The sequence below is a fragment of the Paenibacillus sp. Lou8.1 genome, assembly GCF_024213565.1.
Lineage (GTDB): Bacteria > Bacillota > Bacilli > Paenibacillales > Paenibacillaceae > Paenibacillus > Paenibacillus polymyxa_B.
In genome coordinates this window covers 552,682-569,703 of record NZ_JANAVN010000001.1, presented here as the reverse complement: position 1 = coordinate 569,703, position 17,022 = coordinate 552,682, and the positions used below count along the sequence as shown (strand labels likewise).

Annotated in this window: 18 protein-coding genes and 1 other annotated feature; of the genes, 8 read left to right on the top strand and 10 right to left on the bottom strand. The window is 45.8% G+C overall.

The window, feature by feature from the left end:
• Nucleotides 1-17 precede the first annotated feature (17 nt).
• A complete protein-coding gene (locus tag NLX78_RS02750; RefSeq protein ID WP_023988263.1) occupies nucleotides 18-338 on the bottom strand; it encodes a hypothetical protein in 321 nt (106 codons plus the stop codon).
• Nucleotides 339-727: 389 nt separating this feature from the next.
• Between NLX78_RS02750 and NLX78_RS02745 the strand changes: the two genes are divergently transcribed.
• Nucleotides 728-967, top strand: a complete 240-nt coding sequence (locus NLX78_RS02745) for a hypothetical protein (protein ID WP_013370782.1) — start codon at nucleotides 728-730, stop codon at nucleotides 965-967.
• 127 nt (nucleotides 968-1,094) lie between these two features.
• Here the strand turns inward: NLX78_RS02745 and NLX78_RS02740 are convergent, their stop codons facing one another.
• A complete protein-coding gene (locus NLX78_RS02740) occupies nucleotides 1,095-1,244 on the bottom strand; it encodes a hypothetical protein (RefSeq protein WP_023988262.1) in 150 nt (49 codons plus the stop codon).
• A 216-nt stretch (nucleotides 1,245-1,460) separates the two neighbouring features.
• Here NLX78_RS02740 and NLX78_RS02735 point away from each other — a divergent pair, with 216 nt between their 5' ends.
• Nucleotides 1,461-2,480, top strand: coding sequence for a flagellar motor protein MotB (locus tag NLX78_RS02735; protein WP_254349524.1), 1,020 nt, complete (start codon nucleotides 1,461-1,463; stop codon nucleotides 2,478-2,480).
• Nucleotides 2,481-2,598: 118 nt separating this feature from the next.
• Here the strand turns inward: NLX78_RS02735 and NLX78_RS02730 are convergent, their stop codons facing one another.
• From NLX78_RS02730 to NLX78_RS02720, 3 genes are all read right to left on the bottom strand, one after another.
• Entirely contained in the window at nucleotides 2,599-2,937 is a 339-nt protein-coding gene (locus NLX78_RS02730; RefSeq protein WP_023988260.1) for a L,D-transpeptidase, read from the bottom strand.
• Nucleotides 2,938-3,019: 82 nt separating this feature from the next.
• Nucleotides 3,020-4,117 (bottom strand): ribosome small subunit-dependent GTPase A, encoded by a 1,098-nt coding sequence (rsgA, locus tag NLX78_RS02725; RefSeq protein ID WP_254349523.1) that lies wholly within the window; start codon nucleotides 4,115-4,117, stop codon nucleotides 3,020-3,022.
• 482 nt (nucleotides 4,118-4,599) lie between these two features.
• On the bottom strand, nucleotides 4,600-5,196 hold the full coding sequence (locus tag NLX78_RS02720; RefSeq protein ID WP_061829408.1) for a DUF2087 domain-containing protein: 597 nt from the start codon (nucleotides 5,194-5,196) through the stop codon (nucleotides 4,600-4,602).
• Between the two features lie 295 nt (nucleotides 5,197-5,491).
• Between NLX78_RS02720 and NLX78_RS02715 the strand changes: the two genes are divergently transcribed.
• The 3 genes from NLX78_RS02715 (at nucleotide 5,492) to NLX78_RS02705 (ending at nucleotide 7,557) form a co-directional block, all read left to right on the top strand.
• Nucleotides 5,492-6,463, top strand: coding sequence for a YpdA family putative bacillithiol disulfide reductase (locus tag NLX78_RS02715; protein ID WP_254349522.1), 972 nt, complete (start codon nucleotides 5,492-5,494; stop codon nucleotides 6,461-6,463).
• Between the two features lie 22 nt (nucleotides 6,464-6,485).
• Entirely contained in the window at nucleotides 6,486-6,929 is a 444-nt protein-coding gene (locus NLX78_RS02710) for a DUF441 domain-containing protein (RefSeq protein WP_029517055.1), read from the top strand.
• Nucleotides 6,930-7,044: 115 nt separating this feature from the next.
• Nucleotides 7,045-7,557, top strand: a complete 513-nt coding sequence (locus tag NLX78_RS02705; protein WP_250268125.1) for an ADP-heptose synthase — start codon at nucleotides 7,045-7,047, stop codon at nucleotides 7,555-7,557.
• A 133-nt stretch (nucleotides 7,558-7,690) separates the two neighbouring features.
• On the opposite strand, the gene NLX78_RS02700 is transcribed toward NLX78_RS02705, so the two are convergent.
• Both NLX78_RS02700 and NLX78_RS02695 read right to left on the bottom strand, forming a co-directional pair.
• Nucleotides 7,691-7,993 (bottom strand): HesB/YadR/YfhF family protein, encoded by a 303-nt coding sequence (locus tag NLX78_RS02700; protein ID WP_061829410.1) that lies wholly within the window; start codon nucleotides 7,991-7,993, stop codon nucleotides 7,691-7,693.
• A gap of 333 nt (nucleotides 7,994-8,326) precedes the next feature.
• A complete protein-coding gene (locus NLX78_RS02695; RefSeq protein ID WP_231109418.1) occupies nucleotides 8,327-8,527 on the bottom strand; it encodes a hypothetical protein in 201 nt (66 codons plus the stop codon).
• A gap of 50 nt (nucleotides 8,528-8,577) precedes the next feature.
• Here NLX78_RS02695 and NLX78_RS02690 point away from each other — a divergent pair, with 50 nt between their 5' ends.
• Together NLX78_RS02690 and NLX78_RS02685 are read left to right on the top strand one after the other, a co-directional pair.
• On the top strand, nucleotides 8,578-10,335 hold the full coding sequence (locus tag NLX78_RS02690) for an ABC transporter ATP-binding protein (protein ID WP_165175590.1): 1,758 nt from the start codon (nucleotides 8,578-8,580) through the stop codon (nucleotides 10,333-10,335).
• Nucleotides 10,335-12,419 (top strand): ABC transporter ATP-binding protein, encoded by a 2,085-nt coding sequence (locus tag NLX78_RS02685; protein ID WP_254349521.1) that lies wholly within the window; start codon nucleotides 10,335-10,337, stop codon nucleotides 12,417-12,419. Before NLX78_RS02690 ends, NLX78_RS02685 begins: the two co-directional genes overlap by 1 nt.
• Before the next feature lie 123 nt (nucleotides 12,420-12,542).
• Here NLX78_RS02685 and NLX78_RS02680 read toward each other — a convergent pair whose 3' ends face one another.
• From NLX78_RS02680 to NLX78_RS02670, 3 genes are all read right to left on the bottom strand, one after another.
• Nucleotides 12,543-13,511 carry an S-layer homology domain-containing protein gene (locus NLX78_RS02680; protein ID WP_254349520.1) on the bottom strand — a complete coding sequence of 323 codons (969 nt, stop codon included), beginning with the start codon at nucleotides 13,509-13,511 and terminating at the stop codon, nucleotides 12,543-12,545.
• Between the two features lie 260 nt (nucleotides 13,512-13,771).
• Nucleotides 13,772-15,502, bottom strand: coding sequence for an arginine--tRNA ligase (gene argS / locus NLX78_RS02675; protein WP_254349519.1), 1,731 nt, complete (start codon nucleotides 15,500-15,502; stop codon nucleotides 13,772-13,774).
• A 59-nt stretch (nucleotides 15,503-15,561) separates the two neighbouring features.
• Nucleotides 15,562-15,819: a binding site (T-box leader), on the bottom strand.
• A gap of 77 nt (nucleotides 15,820-15,896) precedes the next feature.
• The gene (locus NLX78_RS02670) at nucleotides 15,897-16,226 is read right to left on the bottom strand and encodes a four-helix bundle copper-binding protein (RefSeq protein ID WP_023988251.1); all 330 of its coding nucleotides are present in this window, start codon (nucleotides 16,224-16,226) and stop codon (nucleotides 15,897-15,899) included.
• A 262-nt stretch (nucleotides 16,227-16,488) separates the two neighbouring features.
• On the opposite strand from NLX78_RS02670, the gene NLX78_RS02665 reads away from it, so the two are divergent.
• The gene (locus tag NLX78_RS02665; RefSeq protein WP_254349518.1) at nucleotides 16,489-17,004 is read left to right on the top strand and encodes a MogA/MoaB family molybdenum cofactor biosynthesis protein; all 516 of its coding nucleotides are present in this window, start codon (nucleotides 16,489-16,491) and stop codon (nucleotides 17,002-17,004) included.
• Nucleotides 17,005-17,022: the final 18 nt, after the last annotated feature.

The window sequence follows — 17,022 nt, the reverse complement described above, 5'->3', positions numbered from 1 at the left end:
TAATTTCATGTGTGTATTTACCCATTTTTTTCACTTTGAAACAGAGAACGCCTTCCATACACAGGCGCTTCGTCCTGAGTTGTCGAAAAAGCGCGCTGAATACGCACAGTACAGCCTTCCCGCAAGCCTGATCCTGTGAGTAGCTGGTTATCCCCCACCCTGAACCAAAGCCCTTCCGGGAACTTTGCTTCCATAATATATTGCATGCCTTCCGCTGGAGGCTCGCCGAAAATGCGCACACCCAGCATCAACTTTAAATGTTCCACCGAGTATTCATCAGCTACCTCGATGTCAAACCACTCTGTTTCCTGTCGTCCTGAAAGCACGGTCAGGATCATCTGTCATCCCTCCCGATCCTTAATATATAGCAAAGTTCACGCAAAAAGCCTATTTCTACGGAAATATGGCTATCGTAACTGTAGCATCCGACTATTAGACTGTCAATTTGTTACAAAATACCCACTCCAAAAATAAAAAAGCGACTTTAGTCATATTTTCTCGCATTAGTAGAGCCATTAGCATCAATAATATGTATTTAATCGTTTTTAATATGGGGATATACGTCATTTTGTCGATTAGTTAGAACTAAATTCGATTGTTAACTAGATTGTTGTGAACACTTTGTAAATTTTTCAGACCTTTATGTTTTTATAAGGTGTTTTTAAGGTAATTTTAAGAAACGGGCACTACAATTAAGCCATGAAATAACTCAGGCGAGGTGATTTTTGTGAGAACATTAATTACATTTCAAAACAAACGTATTCCCGTATACTTCAATCAAGAAAATAAGCAACCGGTACAAAAAACTTTAAAACTTCTAAGTAACACTTTGGAGAATAAAATCTCCAGCGGCAAGCGTGCCCTTCAAAAATGTCTTAACTCTTTGATCAGTATAGAGATTGTCGGTTGTGAAGCCATCCTGCATAGCGTTAGTGAAAATGATTCATTAGCATTGTCCCTCTATTAAGAGGGACTTTTTTTGTCCACATTAGACACAAAAAAGAGAGGGGCATTTCAGCACCCTCTCCATATCAGCAGCTTTGAAACATGATACATGTGACTTACCGCAGCTTATGCATTTGATTAGACTCTATTTAAAGTATTCTGCGATAACCTTTTTTACCGCCTCGTTCCTTATTCTGCGCCTTCTCTATCCGTATTCTAAACAGTTCTAGTAAATTAGCGCGTGTATGCTCTTCCCGGCAGTTGTCCAGCTTTTTTAAGATAAAACGGTCAATGGACATATGACTCAGGCTCCTTTACAGCAAGCTACCCCTGCTTTTCAAGGGGATGATCAGGCTATCCATTTTTAACCATTCTGTCTGTTGTTTAAACAGGTACGTTACTTATAGGATAAAGCAGACGGGATTACATACCCTTTAATTAGGGTAAATACATAAAGTTTCGAAAATTTAATCACGTTAAGCCTGGAAGCTATGGACAAGGAGCGAGCAAAAACTATGAGTAAACACATGATGACCAAAATAGGCTGGAACCTTTTATGTGCATTCTTAATCCTAACGATGCTGGCTGCATGCAGCAGGGAAAAAGCTTCAACCCGGAGTATGGCCCAACATGAAGCTGAAGCACGTGCCTACACCGTAACGGGTAATCCCAACCAAGGCGCATCATCCCTTGATGAACGAGCTGCCAATCATACACCTGTCCATGAGCAAGGCAGCAGCTATGTCGAAATATCAGGTGGCGTTAGCATTGATAAAAATACCGTGAAGGTTACAGGACATTCCAACCTCCCGGCCGGAGCACGGATCAAAGGGAATCTTGCGGTCAAAAACTCCCTGTTAACTGGGTACACGGATGAGACAACCGTTCAAAAGGATGGAAGTTTTGTACTCCAGGTACAACGCCCCGGAATACAGGGCAGTATGGATCTGACTGTTCTGTTCCGTCCAGATGACCAAGACAATGAAATACGAAATCTGTATGGCAGCGGTGGCAACAAATTAGAAGGTCCTTATGTATATCAATACGAAGAAAACAAACAGCTTCTGCATGAAGTTCGGATTGGGGCTGAATTTGATCCTGAACAAGAACGCAATACCCCTTTAGTTAAGCCCGTCTGGAACAAACCTAAGGACTACGGTAGCCCTCAAGTGTGGATTAAGCCTGATGTGAAGCAAGAAGGTAACTATTATCATGTATATGCGCGCAGCAATTTGCTGGAAGGGTCGGACGTCAAACTCACGATTGATTTTCCGGGACGATGGCAGTTTGGCTACGATGATCAAACCAAAGTTATGCCTGACGGCTCCTTCAGCATGAGGGTCAAAAAGCCGAGCCTTGCCAACCACTACACCATAGTCATAAGTTTCGAACCGAACGAAGATATGTGGACCAACGCCAAACAGGCGTACGGTACACAAGGGGAACGCCTTTCGGGACCGTTAGTCAAGTCCGCAGACGACAAAGAGGGCTCCAAACAGATTGAAGCCCGTATCCCTATCCAACCCAAATCGTAACTAAACGCAGTATCTAACCTAAAGTTACGGCCGTTCACCATGAAATACGCTTCACAGATACAGCCTATGACGCGGCTTCCATGTCTGAGTAGATACAGAATATAGTGTCGTCTAGCCGCTACGGCTGTATCGTGACTGGCGTGCCTATACTTACCTTCTCCTGAAGCTCAAGCACATCCTTATTCTGCATACGAATGCAGCCATGTGACACCATCTTGCCAATGGACCATGGCTCATTGGTGCCATGAATGCCATAATGCGGCTTGGACAGCCCCATCCAGAACGCTCCGAAAGGGCCGCCAGGATTGGGCTGTTTGTTAATAATCGTAAATTGCCCATGCGGTGTCTGTGTAGCCAGCTTGCCAATACCGACTGGATAACTAAGAACAATCTGATCTCCATCCTTCAAATATAAACGACGATCCGATAAATCCACCACAATGCTGTAGTTCGGCATATATTCACCCCTTTATACCATATGCCGAATACAACTTAGATTTTCTTATATTTTTACATTTGATGCTTCACTGCAGCTTGGCTTACCACTCCACATCACGTCGCCAGCCGCTTCGCTGATCCCTACGACCCGAGGCTGTGCTTGAACGGCTATCTTTCCTGCGTCGATCTGCTTCCTTACGCGCCTGATATTCCAGTTCACGCTGCATTTTGCGATAATTGTTCACTCTGGATTCCGACAATTCCCCTCTCTCTATAGCTTCCTCCACTGCACATCCAGCTTCGCCCTTATGCTTGCAATCTGCAAAACGGCATTGCTGCGCCGTTTCCATAATATCCGCAAAGGTATGAGCGACACCCATGGAATCATCCCACAGATTAAGCTCACGCATGCCGGGTGTATCCAGCAGAACAGCTTGCTTTGCGATGGGAAAAAGCTGTCGGTGAGTGGTTGTGTGCCTGCCCCGGCTGTCTTCCTCCCTCACATCCTGTGTCAGTTGAACTTCAGACCCGGAGAGCCAGTTTACTATCGTGGATTTGCCACTACCGGAAGAGCCTGTCAAAGCAACTGTAAAGCCAGGTTGAAGAAACGCCTCCAGTTGCTCTCTGCCTTCGTTCTGCAAAGCAGAGATAACGATAACAGGTACACCAGGAGCAACTCCCTCCGCTTCAGCAACCCGCTGTTCGACATCTTCACAAAGATCACTCTTACTCAAAACGACAACCGGGTTTACCCCGCTGTTCCAAGCCATAATTAAATACCGTTCCAGTCTGCGCATATTAAAATCATGATTCAGCGCATTAACAAGGAACAGCGTATCCACATTGGTAGCGATCAGCTGCTCCTTCGTCTCAAAGCCCGCGGCCTGCCTAGATATTCGACTTTTACGTGGCAAGACGGCATGAATTACTGCATCCGACACTTCATCCGACGTGGTGATTGCCAGCCAGTCCCCTACAGCCGGCATTTCCGCCGGATCTACCATAGCATGTCGTAGCTTACCTGAAGCCGCTCCCCAGCGTTCTCCATCCATTGTGATAAGCTTCACCTTTTGTCCATAATCGGCAATCAAGCGGGCAGGACGTACCTGTGTATTTCCTGCTCTTTCCTCATAGCTTTGCTTCCATTGGTCCCAAAAACCGTTCCAGTAATCAGACCAACCGTATTCATGTATACTCATTGTTTTCCTCCTGAAATCATCGTTTATTTTTGATCGTAGTGTTATTCGATAGGTGTACATTTTTTCTCCCCGCATGCAAACAATGCAAAAAATCCGCAGGGGTTTCCCTGCGGAGGGTATACGATTCAGGCCGATGTGATCCGTTCGTTCACTTAAGCAAGCAGTCTCTCAAGGACCACTCCCCAGAACCAACAACTGGATAACAAGACGCCTAACCATAAAAAATCCGCAGGGAATCACTCCCTGCGGATTTCGTTGGTTCTACTGTCCAACCAACTGCTAAGCCAAGACTATAGATCTATACAGTCTTTAACCGTGCATCGTCCGTGCGGGAGACAAGTCATTCTGCTGCTGAACCCATCCATTCATGTTCGTACGCATATAACATCGCCTCCTCCTAAAATTTCCTTTATCATACAAGTCCATCAATTGTCTGTCAAGGTTGCTACGAAACTTTTTTTGAAATCTTTGTCAAGTTTCGTTTAGCGTACCTGATCCCAGCGTGTCCACATCTCACGCGGGTTCAATTCGTACATTTCCCGTTCCCTGTACATAAACTGATGCATAATCAGCTCACGCCGAATCGTTGCAAAATCCTCATGGTATTGCTTGATCCACTCGTTTAATTCACGTTCAGGATACATACGGCCTGGCTCCAGCTTTTCTGCCAGCATCTGAAGTACAATCAATTTTTTCTTATACTGTGCAGGGATTTGGCGCAACTTGCCGTCCTTGGAAAAAAAATTGCGTAAGACCGACGCCTCCAGCGTTTCATTCAACTCTGACATCTCTTCCTCCCCCTCTCCTTTTTCGAAAATAAATTGCACCGTCGCCTCGGCATGCTGCCGGATCAGCTCTGGATTCAGTGTAAAATACACCGTGTTTTTATCACGTCGTTCCTTAATCAACCCAGCCTCACGGAGTTTGGAAGCATGATGTGTAACAGTCGGCTGGGATAAATTCAGCTTTTTCGCCAAAGCTTGGCCATGCATCTCCCCACGAGACAAAAGAAGTAATATCCGCATTCGCGTTGGATCAGCAAGTGCTTTATGATAATTGACCATTTTATCCAGTTGCATCGTTATTGCACCTCATTTCACTAGTACATACTTGCTATGCAAGCGAATTCAATCATACAAAATAGATATATATCTAATTATATGTTTGCTAAAAGTGTCTGTCAATCTTCACTGTCCGTTATCTCTTTCTGAAAACAGCTGGATATTGTGTTCGCATTGCGGTAGGATTATTATTTGAAAACTTCTCACATACTGAGCTATTTGCTTCAATCCTGAGATCCGTTTTTAATCGTCAAAATAATGTTAACCCTACAAAACTGGCGTAATAAACCAATACAACTGGAGGTTCATCCAAATGCACGACGTAATCATTATCGGTGGCGGACCCTGCGGACTATCCGCTGCAATCGAATGCAGCCGCAGAGGTTTGCAAACTGTCATTATTGAAAAAAGCAACATCGTTCACTCCATTTTTTTGTATCCGACGAACATGCAGTTTTTTAGCACCGCCGAACTACTGGAAATCGGTGATGTTCCATTCAGCACCCCTAATGACAAACCTTATCGTCATGAAGCACTGGCGTACTATCGTAAGGTAGCCACTCATTATAACTTGAACATTCAGCATTATGAGGAGGCCCAGTCCATTCATCGCCAGGATGACGGTACATTTACCGTACATACCCTGAGCAAAGGAGAAATAACCAAAACGTGTTCGTCCCGCTATGTCGTAGTGGCTACAGGATATTTTGATCATCCGAACTATTTGGGCATTCCCGGAGAACAATTGGATAAAGTCACGCACTATTTCAGCGAAGCCCATCCCTATACAGGAACCCGGGTCGCAGTTATCGGTGGGAGTAACTCTGCGGTAGATGCTGCGATGGAATTGGTGCGGGTCGGAGCTACGATTGATATGGTATATCGTCGAAGCGAGTTGTCCCAATACATCAAGCCGTGGGTTCGTCCACTGTTTGACAGTATGGTACAAAAAGGGAAAATCACGCTGCACTTAGGCGCACGCATTACCGAAATCCATCCAGACCATGTCATAGTCAATCCGCTGGACACTGAAGCATTCCGACTCGAGAATGATTTTGTACTGGCACTGACCGGATTTCACCCGGAACGAAAACTGCTGGAGTCTGTCGGCGTTCACATGGCTGAGGATCTGGACAAACCAGAATTTAATCCTGCCACGATGGAAACGAACATCCCAGGTGTATATGTCGCCGGGGTCATCGCTTCAGGCAGCAATGCCAATGAAGTGTTTATTGAAACAGGCCGCTGGCACGGGCGACAAATCGCCGAACATATCCAAAGCTAATTAAACGAAGGAGAACATCTGTATGGATTACAGCTCACTTATCTTACTCGTATTGGCTGGTCTAGGGATTGTTAGTGGCAACTCTACCGTGACTATTGCCATGGTTGTATTACTGCTACTGCGGGTAACCAGCTTTCACACTGCTTTCCCCTGGCTTGAAAAGTATGGCCTGACGATCGGAATTATTATTTTGACGATCGGGGTCATGACCCCGCTAGCCAGCGGTAAAATCAGTATCAATCAGGTGATGGAGTCTTTCCTGCACTGGAAATCACTGCTCGCGATTGGTATCGGAATTCTGGTAGCCTATCTTGGCGGCCGCGGAGTAACTTTGATGTCTGGACAGCCCATTATTGTGACAGGTCTACTGATCGGGACCGTCATTGGCGTTGCCTTCTTTAAAGGAGTTCCTGTTGGACCTCTAATTGCTGCCGGATTGCTTTCCTTATTAATCGGTCGTAGCTAAATTCGTACAACAAATATAGGAATACATGATAGCAATCTGCATGTCGGGCTGAATTCAGTCCCGCTTTGTGGTATACTCATATCGCATAATTTGGTAAATGCAGGAGGCTTGACCGATGTCTCGACAATTTGTAACGGAAGCTGTAATGGTGGCTATATACGGCCAACTACTTACATCTCCCGCCCCTGTGGAATATATAGTGCCTTACACATCACTGCTAGAGCTATACGAATTTCAGGATAGCACAGAGCCGCTCATGGATAATCCTATGGACGATCAACATGTGAAGCGGAAGGTAAGCGAGCTGATCAGTTATTTTGAGGAACCGTTGAATCAGAAAAAAATTCGGCGTGCCCTTCAGATGCCTTGGGCAAAGAGCTTGCCTATTCTATTCGATGTCAATACATCACTCATCATCATTAATGCTGTTGATACAGCGCATTACGGAGAATATTTTGATCCAATTGAGACTGAACTGGTGTTGACAGCTCAGCGTGAATCATTACCCATTCTGACGGATCAATTGGACTGGATCCACCGTATTATCGAAGCTTCCGTACCTGTACATGTGTACGACATTGATGATTTTGATTTTGCACTCGATGGCCCGATACTTAACAACCCTTGACATACGACATACCCGCCTTGACCACAAAAAAGCGGCGGAGCATCATGTACAGGCTTATCTCCTGTAACACGATACTCCGCCGCTTTTCATGTCCAAGAACAACTATTTGCACGCTATGATTGACAGTGGAACACTAAGCTTGTTCATCCTCAACATAGGTGTAAATAATGTCATCATGTTCCTCCAAATACTTAACTTCCAGATGATGGCCCTTCAGATACCAGTAATCCTGGTCCTCCATATAAAACGTAATGCCAGCCGCTTCATGCTGTAATACGGGGTGCTGCGGCGGCTCTACGGCAATTCCCAGAGAAAAGCCTGGATGCAACCCACCGCCAGAGCTATAGCGAACAAAAAAACGGATCGAATCTCCACGATTCAAACTAAGCTCCTTAATGTACCACTGTGCCGCAGGTTCAGTTACCTGTATGCTCATACGTTATGCTCATCTCCTTGTACAATGACGTCTGCCAACTATATCATAGCATCTTTTAGAATGGCCACCAACCGTCCCAACCCAGCGAGCTTCTTGGACAAGTCATATACATTTTTTTGAAAAAGGTTTGACAATTCGCAAATAAGGGTGTTAAGATTCAACCATACGAGATCCATTTTGAAATATATTACCAATTTGAACGATTACTCATGTTAGAATGAACCCATTTTGAGGAAGAAAGGAGTGTTACCGGTGCTAAAATTTCCTATTGCATTTTACCCACATCTACAAACACAACAACTTCATACCGGAGCATCTCCCCTGTCGCATCCTTTAGAATTGGGCCATTCGCGTTGTATGGTTTAATACGAGTGGCTGCCTGCGTTTGAGCAGTTTTTCAGTGGTGAGTGTGCTGAAAATACCTGCGCGCCATATGATATTGAGATTTAAGGCATATCGTCTGCGGACGGTATGCCTTTTTTGCGCCTGTTGCCGGATCATATTTGTGGTAGCAAGCCGCTGTTGTTTCTTCAAAATGGTACACAACTCTCGAATAAACTTGTCATGAAAGGATGGGATTCCTCTTGTTTTCGGTACTTAAAAATTTAAGCTGGTTTTTTAAAAGAGAACGAAGCCGATACTCCATTGGATTGTTTTTGCTGATAGCCGTTGGTGTGCTGGAGCTTGCTCCACCTCGGCTGCTTGGTAGTGCCATTGATGAGATTGTGCGCGGTTCAATTTCCTGGTCCTCACTTTGGCGTTATATTTTGTACATCATAGGCATTCTAGCCGTCATCTACTACATTACGTACATATGGATGCACAAGCTGTTTGGTGGTGCCAATCTGGTGGAACGCTTACTGCGCACACGCTTTATGAATCATCTGCTGCGAATGACCCCTCCATTTTTTGAACGCAACCGCACTGGGGATCTGATGGCTCGTGCCACGAACGACCTTCGCTCCGTAGCAAGTACAGCGGGCTTCGGCATGCTGACACTGACAGACTCTACAGTCTATCTGAGCGTGGTATTAGTTGCCATGGGCACTCTAATCAGTTGGAAGTTGACACTGGCAGCTATCCTGCCCCTACCTTTTATCGCACTGGCTATGAGCATTTACGGTAAAGCCGTTCACGAGCGTTACACACTGGCACAAGATGCATTTGGTGATATGAACGATCAGGTGTTGGAATCCGTGGCAGGTATCCGAGTCATTCGCGCCTATGTGCAAGAACGAATGGACGAAAAGCGTTTCGCTGATATTACCGACGATGTATTTCGTAAAAATCTGGCTGTCGCTCGGATGGATGCTCTCTTTGAACCAACAATTCGTTTATGTGTAGGACTTAGCTACGTCATTGGACTCGGGTATGGTATTTATCTGGTATTTCATAACGATATCACGCTAGGCGAACTGGTCTCCTTTAATATGTATCTAGGAATGATGATTTGGCCGATGTTTGCCATTGGAGAGCTGATTAACATTATGCAGCGCGGTAGCGCTTCCTTGGACCGGGTTAATGAAACTCTCGATGTCCAGCCAGATGTTCAAGATGCAGCTCAACCTGTTCCAGTGGATCGCCTCGAATCCATCAGGATGAAAGACGTTACCTTCCGTTACCCTACCTCTACTATTGACAATCTGTCACATGTGAGTCTGGAGCTCAAACGCGGAGAAACGCTAGGCGTCGTCGGTAGAACAGGCAGTGGGAAATCCACGCTGCTCAAACAGCTACTACATGAATATCCGACGGGTAGCGGTGATATTTTAATCTCCGGCATACGTCTGGAGGACATTGCAGTAGAACAACTACACAGCTGGATCGGCTACGTGCCGCAAGAGCAAATTTTGTTTTCCAAATCGGTGCGCGAGAACATTCAATTTGGAAAACCTCATGCAGATGACGACGACATTATGGAAGCTATCCGTACTGCTGCCTTCGACCAGGATTTAGGTACCCTGTCTGATGGGCTGGATACACTGGTCGGAGAAAAAGGTATTGCCCTGTCCGGCGGCCAGAAGCAGCGTGTTTCGCTGGCGCGTGCCTTTATCGGTGATCCGGATATTCTATTGCTCGACGATGCACTATCTGCAGTAGATGCCCGGACGGAAGCAAGGATTATTGACAATATTCGACGTAAGCGCTCGGGTAAAACAACCTTGATCTCCACCCACCGCCTCTCTGCTGTAGAACATGCAGACCGGATCGTCGTGCTGGAGCAAGGACGCATTATTGAGGAAGGGACCCACAGCGAGCTGCTTCAGGCTGACGGATGGTACCGACAACAGTATGTACGGCAACAAGTGGAATCTGATCTGACCTCAGGGGAGGTATCCTAATGAAACCCAATATCGGCAAAAGGCTATTTCAGTACGCGCTGACGAGCAAAGCAGGTTTTATCGCCGCTCTCATCGCTTTGGCTATCGGAGTAGCCGCCGAGCTGGCTGGTCCCTTCATCGCCAAAACGATGATCGACGACCATATGCTCGCTATTGAAAAACCATTTTATGAAACAACTAGTGTGGACGGAACTGTAAGCTATGCTGGAACCCACTTTAAGCGTGAAGATCGCTTTGAGTCCGGGGAGACTAAAGGTCGCGAAGCGAGGATTTTACAAGTTGGGAAATCTTTCGTATTTGTTGATGGCTCGGTTCAAGTGGCGGACGGTAACCGCTCCTTTACGAACGGAACGCTGACTGTGATACGCGGCTCCGACACCTTTCGCTATGAAGCTAAGGCTCTGACAGCTGATGAACTGTATAGCTTTTACAAACCGGAAATGCCCGGTATCTTTCAGCTGATTGGCTGGTATTGCTTCTTCCTGGTTATTTCCATTTTTGCTGAATTCGGCAAAACATACTGGCTGCAATCCTCGGCGAACAAGGTCATACAAAAGCTTCGGCTTGATCTCTACGCTCACATCCAGCGGCTGCCAGTTTACTTTTTTGATAACTTGCCTGCAGGCAAAGTCGTATCCCGTGTTACGAATGACACTGAGGCAGTCAAAGATTTGTTTGTGGCTGTGCTCTCCAATTTCACTTCAGGGATTGTGACAATGGCAGGAGTATATGTTGCACTCTTTTTGCTGGACTTCAGACTGGGTCTTATCTCTCTGTTTATTGTACCGTTACTGATCTTGTGGATTGTATTGTATCGCAAGGTCGCCACCCGCTATAATACGATCATTCGGTCCAGACTCAGTGAAATTAATGCGATTATCAATGAATCGATTCAAGGGATGTCCATTATTCGCGTGTTCCGCCACCAGAAACAAACGCAGCAAGAGTTTGAAGAACTGAATGATGACTATATGAAGCATCAGAATAAAATGCTGAATTTGAACGCTTTCACTTCGCACAATTTAGTCAACGTGTTGAGAAATCTCGCCTTTGCCGTCGTGTTGTGGTATTTCGGATCTGAGGCGCTCGGAACTACAGGTAGTGCTGTTTCACTAGGCGTATTGTATGCCTTCGTCGATGTGCTGGGTCGACTGTTCCAACCTATGACGGGTATGGTCAACCAACTCGCCGTACTGGATACTTCCATCGTATCCTCAGGACGCGTATTTGAGTTGATGGACGAAACTGGAGAGCCGGTGACGGACGGCACGATGCCGCGCTACAAAGGCCAGGTAGAGTTTAACGACGTTTCCTTTGCCTACAAAAAGGATGATGTACTTAAACATATTTCCTTTACAGCACAGCCCGGGCAAACAGTTGCCCTTGTCGGACATACCGGATCAGGCAAAAGTTCGATTATCAACCTGCTATTCCGGTTCTATGATCCGCAAAAAGGAACGATCACCATTGACGGAACGTCTGTCAAAGACATCCCTAAGCAATGGCTTCGCCATCATATGGGTATTGTTCTTCAAGATCCATATTTGTTTACAGGTACGGTAGCCTCTAATGTCAGTCTCGAAGACAGCCGAATCACGAGAGAACAGGTGAATAAAGCGCTGCATGACGTTGGAGCCGACAAATTGCTGGCCCATTTGCCGCAAGGATTCGATGAGCCTGTTATTGAAAAAGGCAGCACCTTATCAGCCGGGCAACGCCAGCTTATTTCCTTCGCTCGTGCACTAGCCTTTGATCCCGCAATTTTAATTCTGGATGAAGCTACTGCCAATATTGACACCGAAACGGAAGCGCTCATCCAATCCGCTCTTGAGGTGCTCAAGAAGGGACGTACGACCTTTATCATTGCTCACCGTTTGTCCACCATTCGCAGTGCGGACCAAATTTTGGTGCTGCATCGGGGAGAAATTGTTGAACGGGGTAGCCATGATGAACTTATGGCCCAAGGCGGGCGTTACTTCCAAATGTATCAGCTCCAGTCGGGAACAGTTGCAACAGAATCAGATCCAATCTCTGCTACGCCTCCTGCGCAAGATGACTTGCTTACTGGCAAAGTCAGCATTTAAAGCTTGAATAGCCCAATTGCTTAGGGCTAACGATGAACATTTGGCATGAAAAAACCAGCGAGCCTCTCCTACACATTGGAGGCTCGCTGGTTTATTTTTATATAAGACATATGGCTTGCAATTTTATTTAGCTACAGACGTGCCTGTTCCTGTGGGTGGAAACACTGTTCCATCTACTGCTTTGAGCGTAACCTTATACTTGCTGTCTACCAACGTACTTGTGTGGGTATCCGTAATGACCTGAATATTCATTTCCCCTGGCTTTGGACTAGTCAGCTTGTAGTAAATTACTGCATTCGTATCATCTACGTAGTCGATGTGATCCACTTCAATGCCGTAACCTGGATTAGGTGCCTGCAGACGGGTGATTGTCACTTTGTTCTGCTGGTCATTTGTCTTCTCTATGCTCATACTAATATTATTTTGTTGAACCGGATCTACAGGCTCAGCCGGATTTTCAGGAGTAGCTTCAACCGTTTTATGACTTTGTACAAATTCGGATGCGTTATAGACCATTTCTGCTGCCTCCATCCGCGTTACTTTACGATCCGGGTTAAAGTTGCTCTGTTCGTCCAATTTTGCAATTTTGGTCAACAGCAGGAATTGAACTGCTGCGTTTGATTCCTGATCTAATTTTTTGCCATCCGCTACATTAACTAACATACGGACAGTTGGATATTCACCCGTTGCACTCACTGCTTTATACAGAATATTCGCAAATTGTTCTCTTGTCATACGGGTGCTTGGATCAATATCTGGTGACAAAGGAATTTGGTGTTGGGCCGCAATCCGATAGGACTGAGCATACCATGCGGAAGCCGGAATGTTTGCAAAGGAACCCGTTGTGAAATCAGGCATTACCTGAAGATCCATCGCACGAACAACCAAATGTACTCCTTGTGCATAGGTGAGCGTTTGATCCGGTGCAAATTTATCCTTGGTTATTCCTTGGATAATTCCTTTATCCTGAAGTGAGTTTACGATCTTCTCCTGTTCAGCTCCCTTTATATCACGAAAAGCAGAAGCCGACGTAGCCACAGCCAATGAGCAGACGACAAGCAGGGCAACTGCCACGCTTTTATTTTTTTTCATGAGATACACCTCCATGTTTACTTTGCTTCTATACTTCCGACGCAATAAAAGCATCAAATGTTTCAAATATGCACAAATTGGTTGCAAAACAGTGCAATAGCTGCGATTAGTGTAACCCGTCTAACTCTTTTCTGCTCACTATCTTTATACATCCTCAAAAGTGCCTGTGACAGATTACCTTTTACAGTATCCCCTTGGAAGAACCGGATCTGGGTAGCAGTATCCCGCCGGCAAACCTCGCTCCCCTTTGTTCGCTTTGCTTACATCCGATTCGGTGCTTTCAGACCAAGAAGTTGCAGCGCGCATGCCAGAATATCCGCAGTTTGTTCCGCCAATTGAATACGCCAGCGTCCACCATCGACAATCCTTTCCTTGGCGTAAAAACGGTTGAACGCCTGGGCCGTATCCAGTGCAAATCTCGCAATAACCGAAGGCTCCAGTTGGCGAGCCGCACGTATCAGTTGTCCGTGATAACGATCCAACTGCTTAAGCAGCGCCCAACCTGCGTCACCAAACATTTCATCCGATATGTCATTCAAATCACGAGAATGGCTATCTTGGACAAGGGCGTTGTCGCTAGAATTAGTAGTAACATCAACATCGGCGCGAGCATGAGCTTTCTCCAGAAGGCTGCGTATGCGCGCATGAGTATACTGCACATAAGGCCCGGTCTCACCTTCAAAGGTCAGCGCCTCCTCCAACGAAAAATCCACTTCATTCAGCCGGTTGTTTTTTAAGTCACCAAAAATAATCGCCCCAATACCAACGTCCTCTGCTACTGCCTGTTGTTCCTGCAAATCGGGATTCTTCTGAGTAATGATGGCTTGAGCACGGGCTATAGCTTCATCCAGCACCTCTTCCAGTTTGACAACTTTTCCACGTCTTGTAGACATTTTCTTACCCGCAAACCGCATTAATCCAAACGGCACATGCTCACACTGCTCCGCCCATGCCTCTCCTGCATGTTTCAGCACCGCAAACACCTGCTGGAAATGCAGCTTCTGTTCCCCACCAACGACGTACAGAAGCCGATCAGCCTTCATCACTTCATGACGATAAATCGCTGTTGCCAGATCACGTGTCGGATAAATGGTAGTCCCATCCTTTTTTAGAATAAGACATGGCGGCAGTTCCTCGTCTTCCAGACGAACTACGAGCGCGCCATCACTTTCCTCCAGCAATCCCTTTGCTCTTAATTGAGCAACAACTGCCTGCATCTTATCATTGTAAAAACTTTCTCCCAGCACATGGTCAAATGTAATGTTCAGGCGCTGGTACATACGATCAAATTCACCCAGACTGACTTCAACAAAAAACTCCCATAGTTGTTGAGCCTCAGCATCCCCATGCTCCAAACGTCGGAACCACTCGCGGCCTTCATCTTCCAAAGTTGGATCATGCTCGGCCTCCTGATGAAAACGCACATACAGTTTCAGTGATTCACCAATCGGATCATGTTGTAGCTGCTCCTCATTTCCCCATCTTTTATAGGCCGCAATTTGCTTACCAAACTGTGTTCCCCAATCTCCAAGATGATTCACACTAATTGGGACATATCCGGTTTCACCAAGTATGCGATACAAGGCAGCACCAATAACAGTAGAGCGAAGATGACCAATACCAAACGGTTTGGCAATATTGGGCGAAGACATATCAATGACCACCCGCTGTCCGTGTCCGATATTGGGCCTGAGGAAATCAGCTTTGCTCAATTCAGCAAGCAGAAGCGGAATATGAACCGATCGATCCAATGTTATATTTACGTAGGCACCCGATGCTGAAGCAGTTAAACCTTCTTCATGGCTCACTAGCTCCGCTAATTCCATTGCAATGTGCTGTGGAGACTTTCGAAACTTTTTAGCCAGCACAAAACAGGGAAACGCTACATCTCCCCATTCAGGCTGCGGAGGCACCTCGAATAAAGATAAAATTTCTTTTTCCTCCAAGCCCGTATGGGCCAATATCGCTTGAGCAGCAATACTCACTAACATGATCTCTCTCCTTCTTTTTATAGAATCTAACAAAAAAAGCTCCCGCCTCTTGAAATAATTCAAGAGACGAGAACTTCAATATCCCCGCGGTACCACTCTTCGTAAATCGGTTGTGCAGCTAAAGCTAACTTACACAAATCGCGATTTCACTCCAATGACTAATAACGGTGTCTGCCGGGCTGATCTACTAGAAATTCTGCTCGTTGGATCAACCATCTCCCGGGTGCGCTTCACATCGGACCTCATACCGGCTTCCACCTCTTCCGGCTCGCTGTAATATACGGCTCCGCTGCTACTCTCCCGTTCCATGACGTTAATTCCAATTATTATACAAACCTATTCAGTAGAAAGCAACCTTTTATTTCCTCTTCAGGCACTAGTTCCATATATGTAATTACACTGCCACCAATTGGCGGCATGCCTGAACGCAACGACGGCAGGCTTCTGCACAATGTTTGCAATGATCATGGGAATGCTTGCTGCATTCAGCAGCACATACCTCACAGGCCTTGGCGCACAGCTCACAGATTTGCTCGGCAAAATCCGTTCCGCGCTGCAGCATTTGAGCAGCAAATCCGCATATTTCTGCACATTCCCTACTCACTCGAATACATTCACGCAGCATAGCTAAATCATATTCCTTCAAACTCGCTACGTAACATACATTGCAAGCGTTCATACATTCCAGGCAAGCATCCACGCATTGTTGGTATGAATGATTCATATTACATTACCTCCCAGTTGTTGACCCTGCTGTACTATTACCCGCTGATCCTTGAGTTTAATCATTTGATGTGCGCGCTTACAATAAAATAAAAACTAAACAATCCCGACTTATGTAAGGAAGTGTACTATATTCCAGTATGTAAGTGCAAGTATATTAATCACATGGATTTTTAGCCCCTGTTTCTGACTTGCATACACTCAGTCATTGCTCTATTGTAAAAAGTGTATGTCTAACCATCGATCAAGGAGTGAACATTTTAATGAATATGTCTTCCGTAGATGAGCATCGACAGGAATCCCCGCAACAGGTTAATTGCATGGTCGTGACTGTCTCGGACACACGTACCGTGGAAACAGATACCGGGGGACAACTGCTCATGGATCTACTAGAAACCAATGGATATAAGGTTGTTCGATATGTCATCGTCAAGGATGACTACGAAGGTATTCAGCAGTTAGTATCCGAAGCAGCGGCACAGAATGACATCGAGGCTGTACTTTTGACAGGCGGTACCGGTATTTCTCCACGTGATACTACATATGAAGCCGTCTCCTCTCTACTGGATAAGGAACTACCTGGCTTTGGGGAAATCTTCCGTTATTTAAGCTTTGCTGAGGACATTGGTTCAGCAGCTATATTAAGCCGGGCTGTAGCTGGTACTGTGGGTCGGACAGCTGTATTTTCTATGCCTGGCTCACGCGGAGCCGTTCGTTTGGCAATGGAACGCATTATTGTCCCTGAGCTACGACATGTGATGAGAGAAATTTATAAATAAGCTCCTATTTCCTACATG

Coding starts and splice junctions, on each gene's coding strand:
- NLX78_RS02750 (WP_023988263.1), bottom strand. CDS start 338: ATGATCCTGACCGTGCTTTCAGGACGACAGGAAACAGAGTGGTTTGAC.
- NLX78_RS02740 (WP_023988262.1), bottom strand. CDS start 1,244: ATGTCCATTGACCGTTTTATCTTAAAAAAGCTGGACAACTGCCGGGAA.
- NLX78_RS02735 (WP_254349524.1), top strand. CDS start 1,461: ATGAGTAAACACATGATGACCAAAATAGGCTGGAACCTTTTATGTGCA.
- NLX78_RS02730 (WP_023988260.1), bottom strand. CDS start 2,937: ATGCCGAACTACAGCATTGTGGTGGATTTATCGGATCGTCGTTTATAT.
- rsgA (WP_254349523.1), bottom strand. CDS start 4,117: ATGAGTATACATGAATACGGTTGGTCTGATTACTGGAACGGTTTTTGG.
- NLX78_RS02720 (WP_061829408.1), bottom strand. CDS start 5,196: ATGCAACTGGATAAAATGGTCAATTATCATAAAGCACTTGCTGATCCA.
- NLX78_RS02715 (WP_254349522.1), top strand. CDS start 5,492: ATGCACGACGTAATCATTATCGGTGGCGGACCCTGCGGACTATCCGCT.
- NLX78_RS02710 (WP_029517055.1), top strand. CDS start 6,486: ATGGATTACAGCTCACTTATCTTACTCGTATTGGCTGGTCTAGGGATT.
- NLX78_RS02705 (WP_250268125.1), top strand. CDS start 7,045: ATGTCTCGACAATTTGTAACGGAAGCTGTAATGGTGGCTATATACGGC.
- NLX78_RS02700 (WP_061829410.1), bottom strand. CDS start 7,993: ATGAGCATACAGGTAACTGAACCTGCGGCACAGTGGTACATTAAGGAG.
- NLX78_RS02685 (WP_254349521.1), top strand. CDS start 10,335: ATGAAACCCAATATCGGCAAAAGGCTATTTCAGTACGCGCTGACGAGC.
- NLX78_RS02680 (WP_254349520.1), bottom strand. CDS start 13,511: ATGAAAAAAAATAAAAGCGTGGCAGTTGCCCTGCTTGTCGTCTGCTCA.
- argS (WP_254349519.1), bottom strand. CDS start 15,502: ATGTTAGTGAGTATTGCTGCTCAAGCGATATTGGCCCATACGGGCTTG.
- NLX78_RS02670 (WP_023988251.1), bottom strand. CDS start 16,226: ATGAATCATTCATACCAACAATGCGTGGATGCTTGCCTGGAATGTATG.
- NLX78_RS02665 (WP_254349518.1), top strand. CDS start 16,489: ATGAATATGTCTTCCGTAGATGAGCATCGACAGGAATCCCCGCAACAG.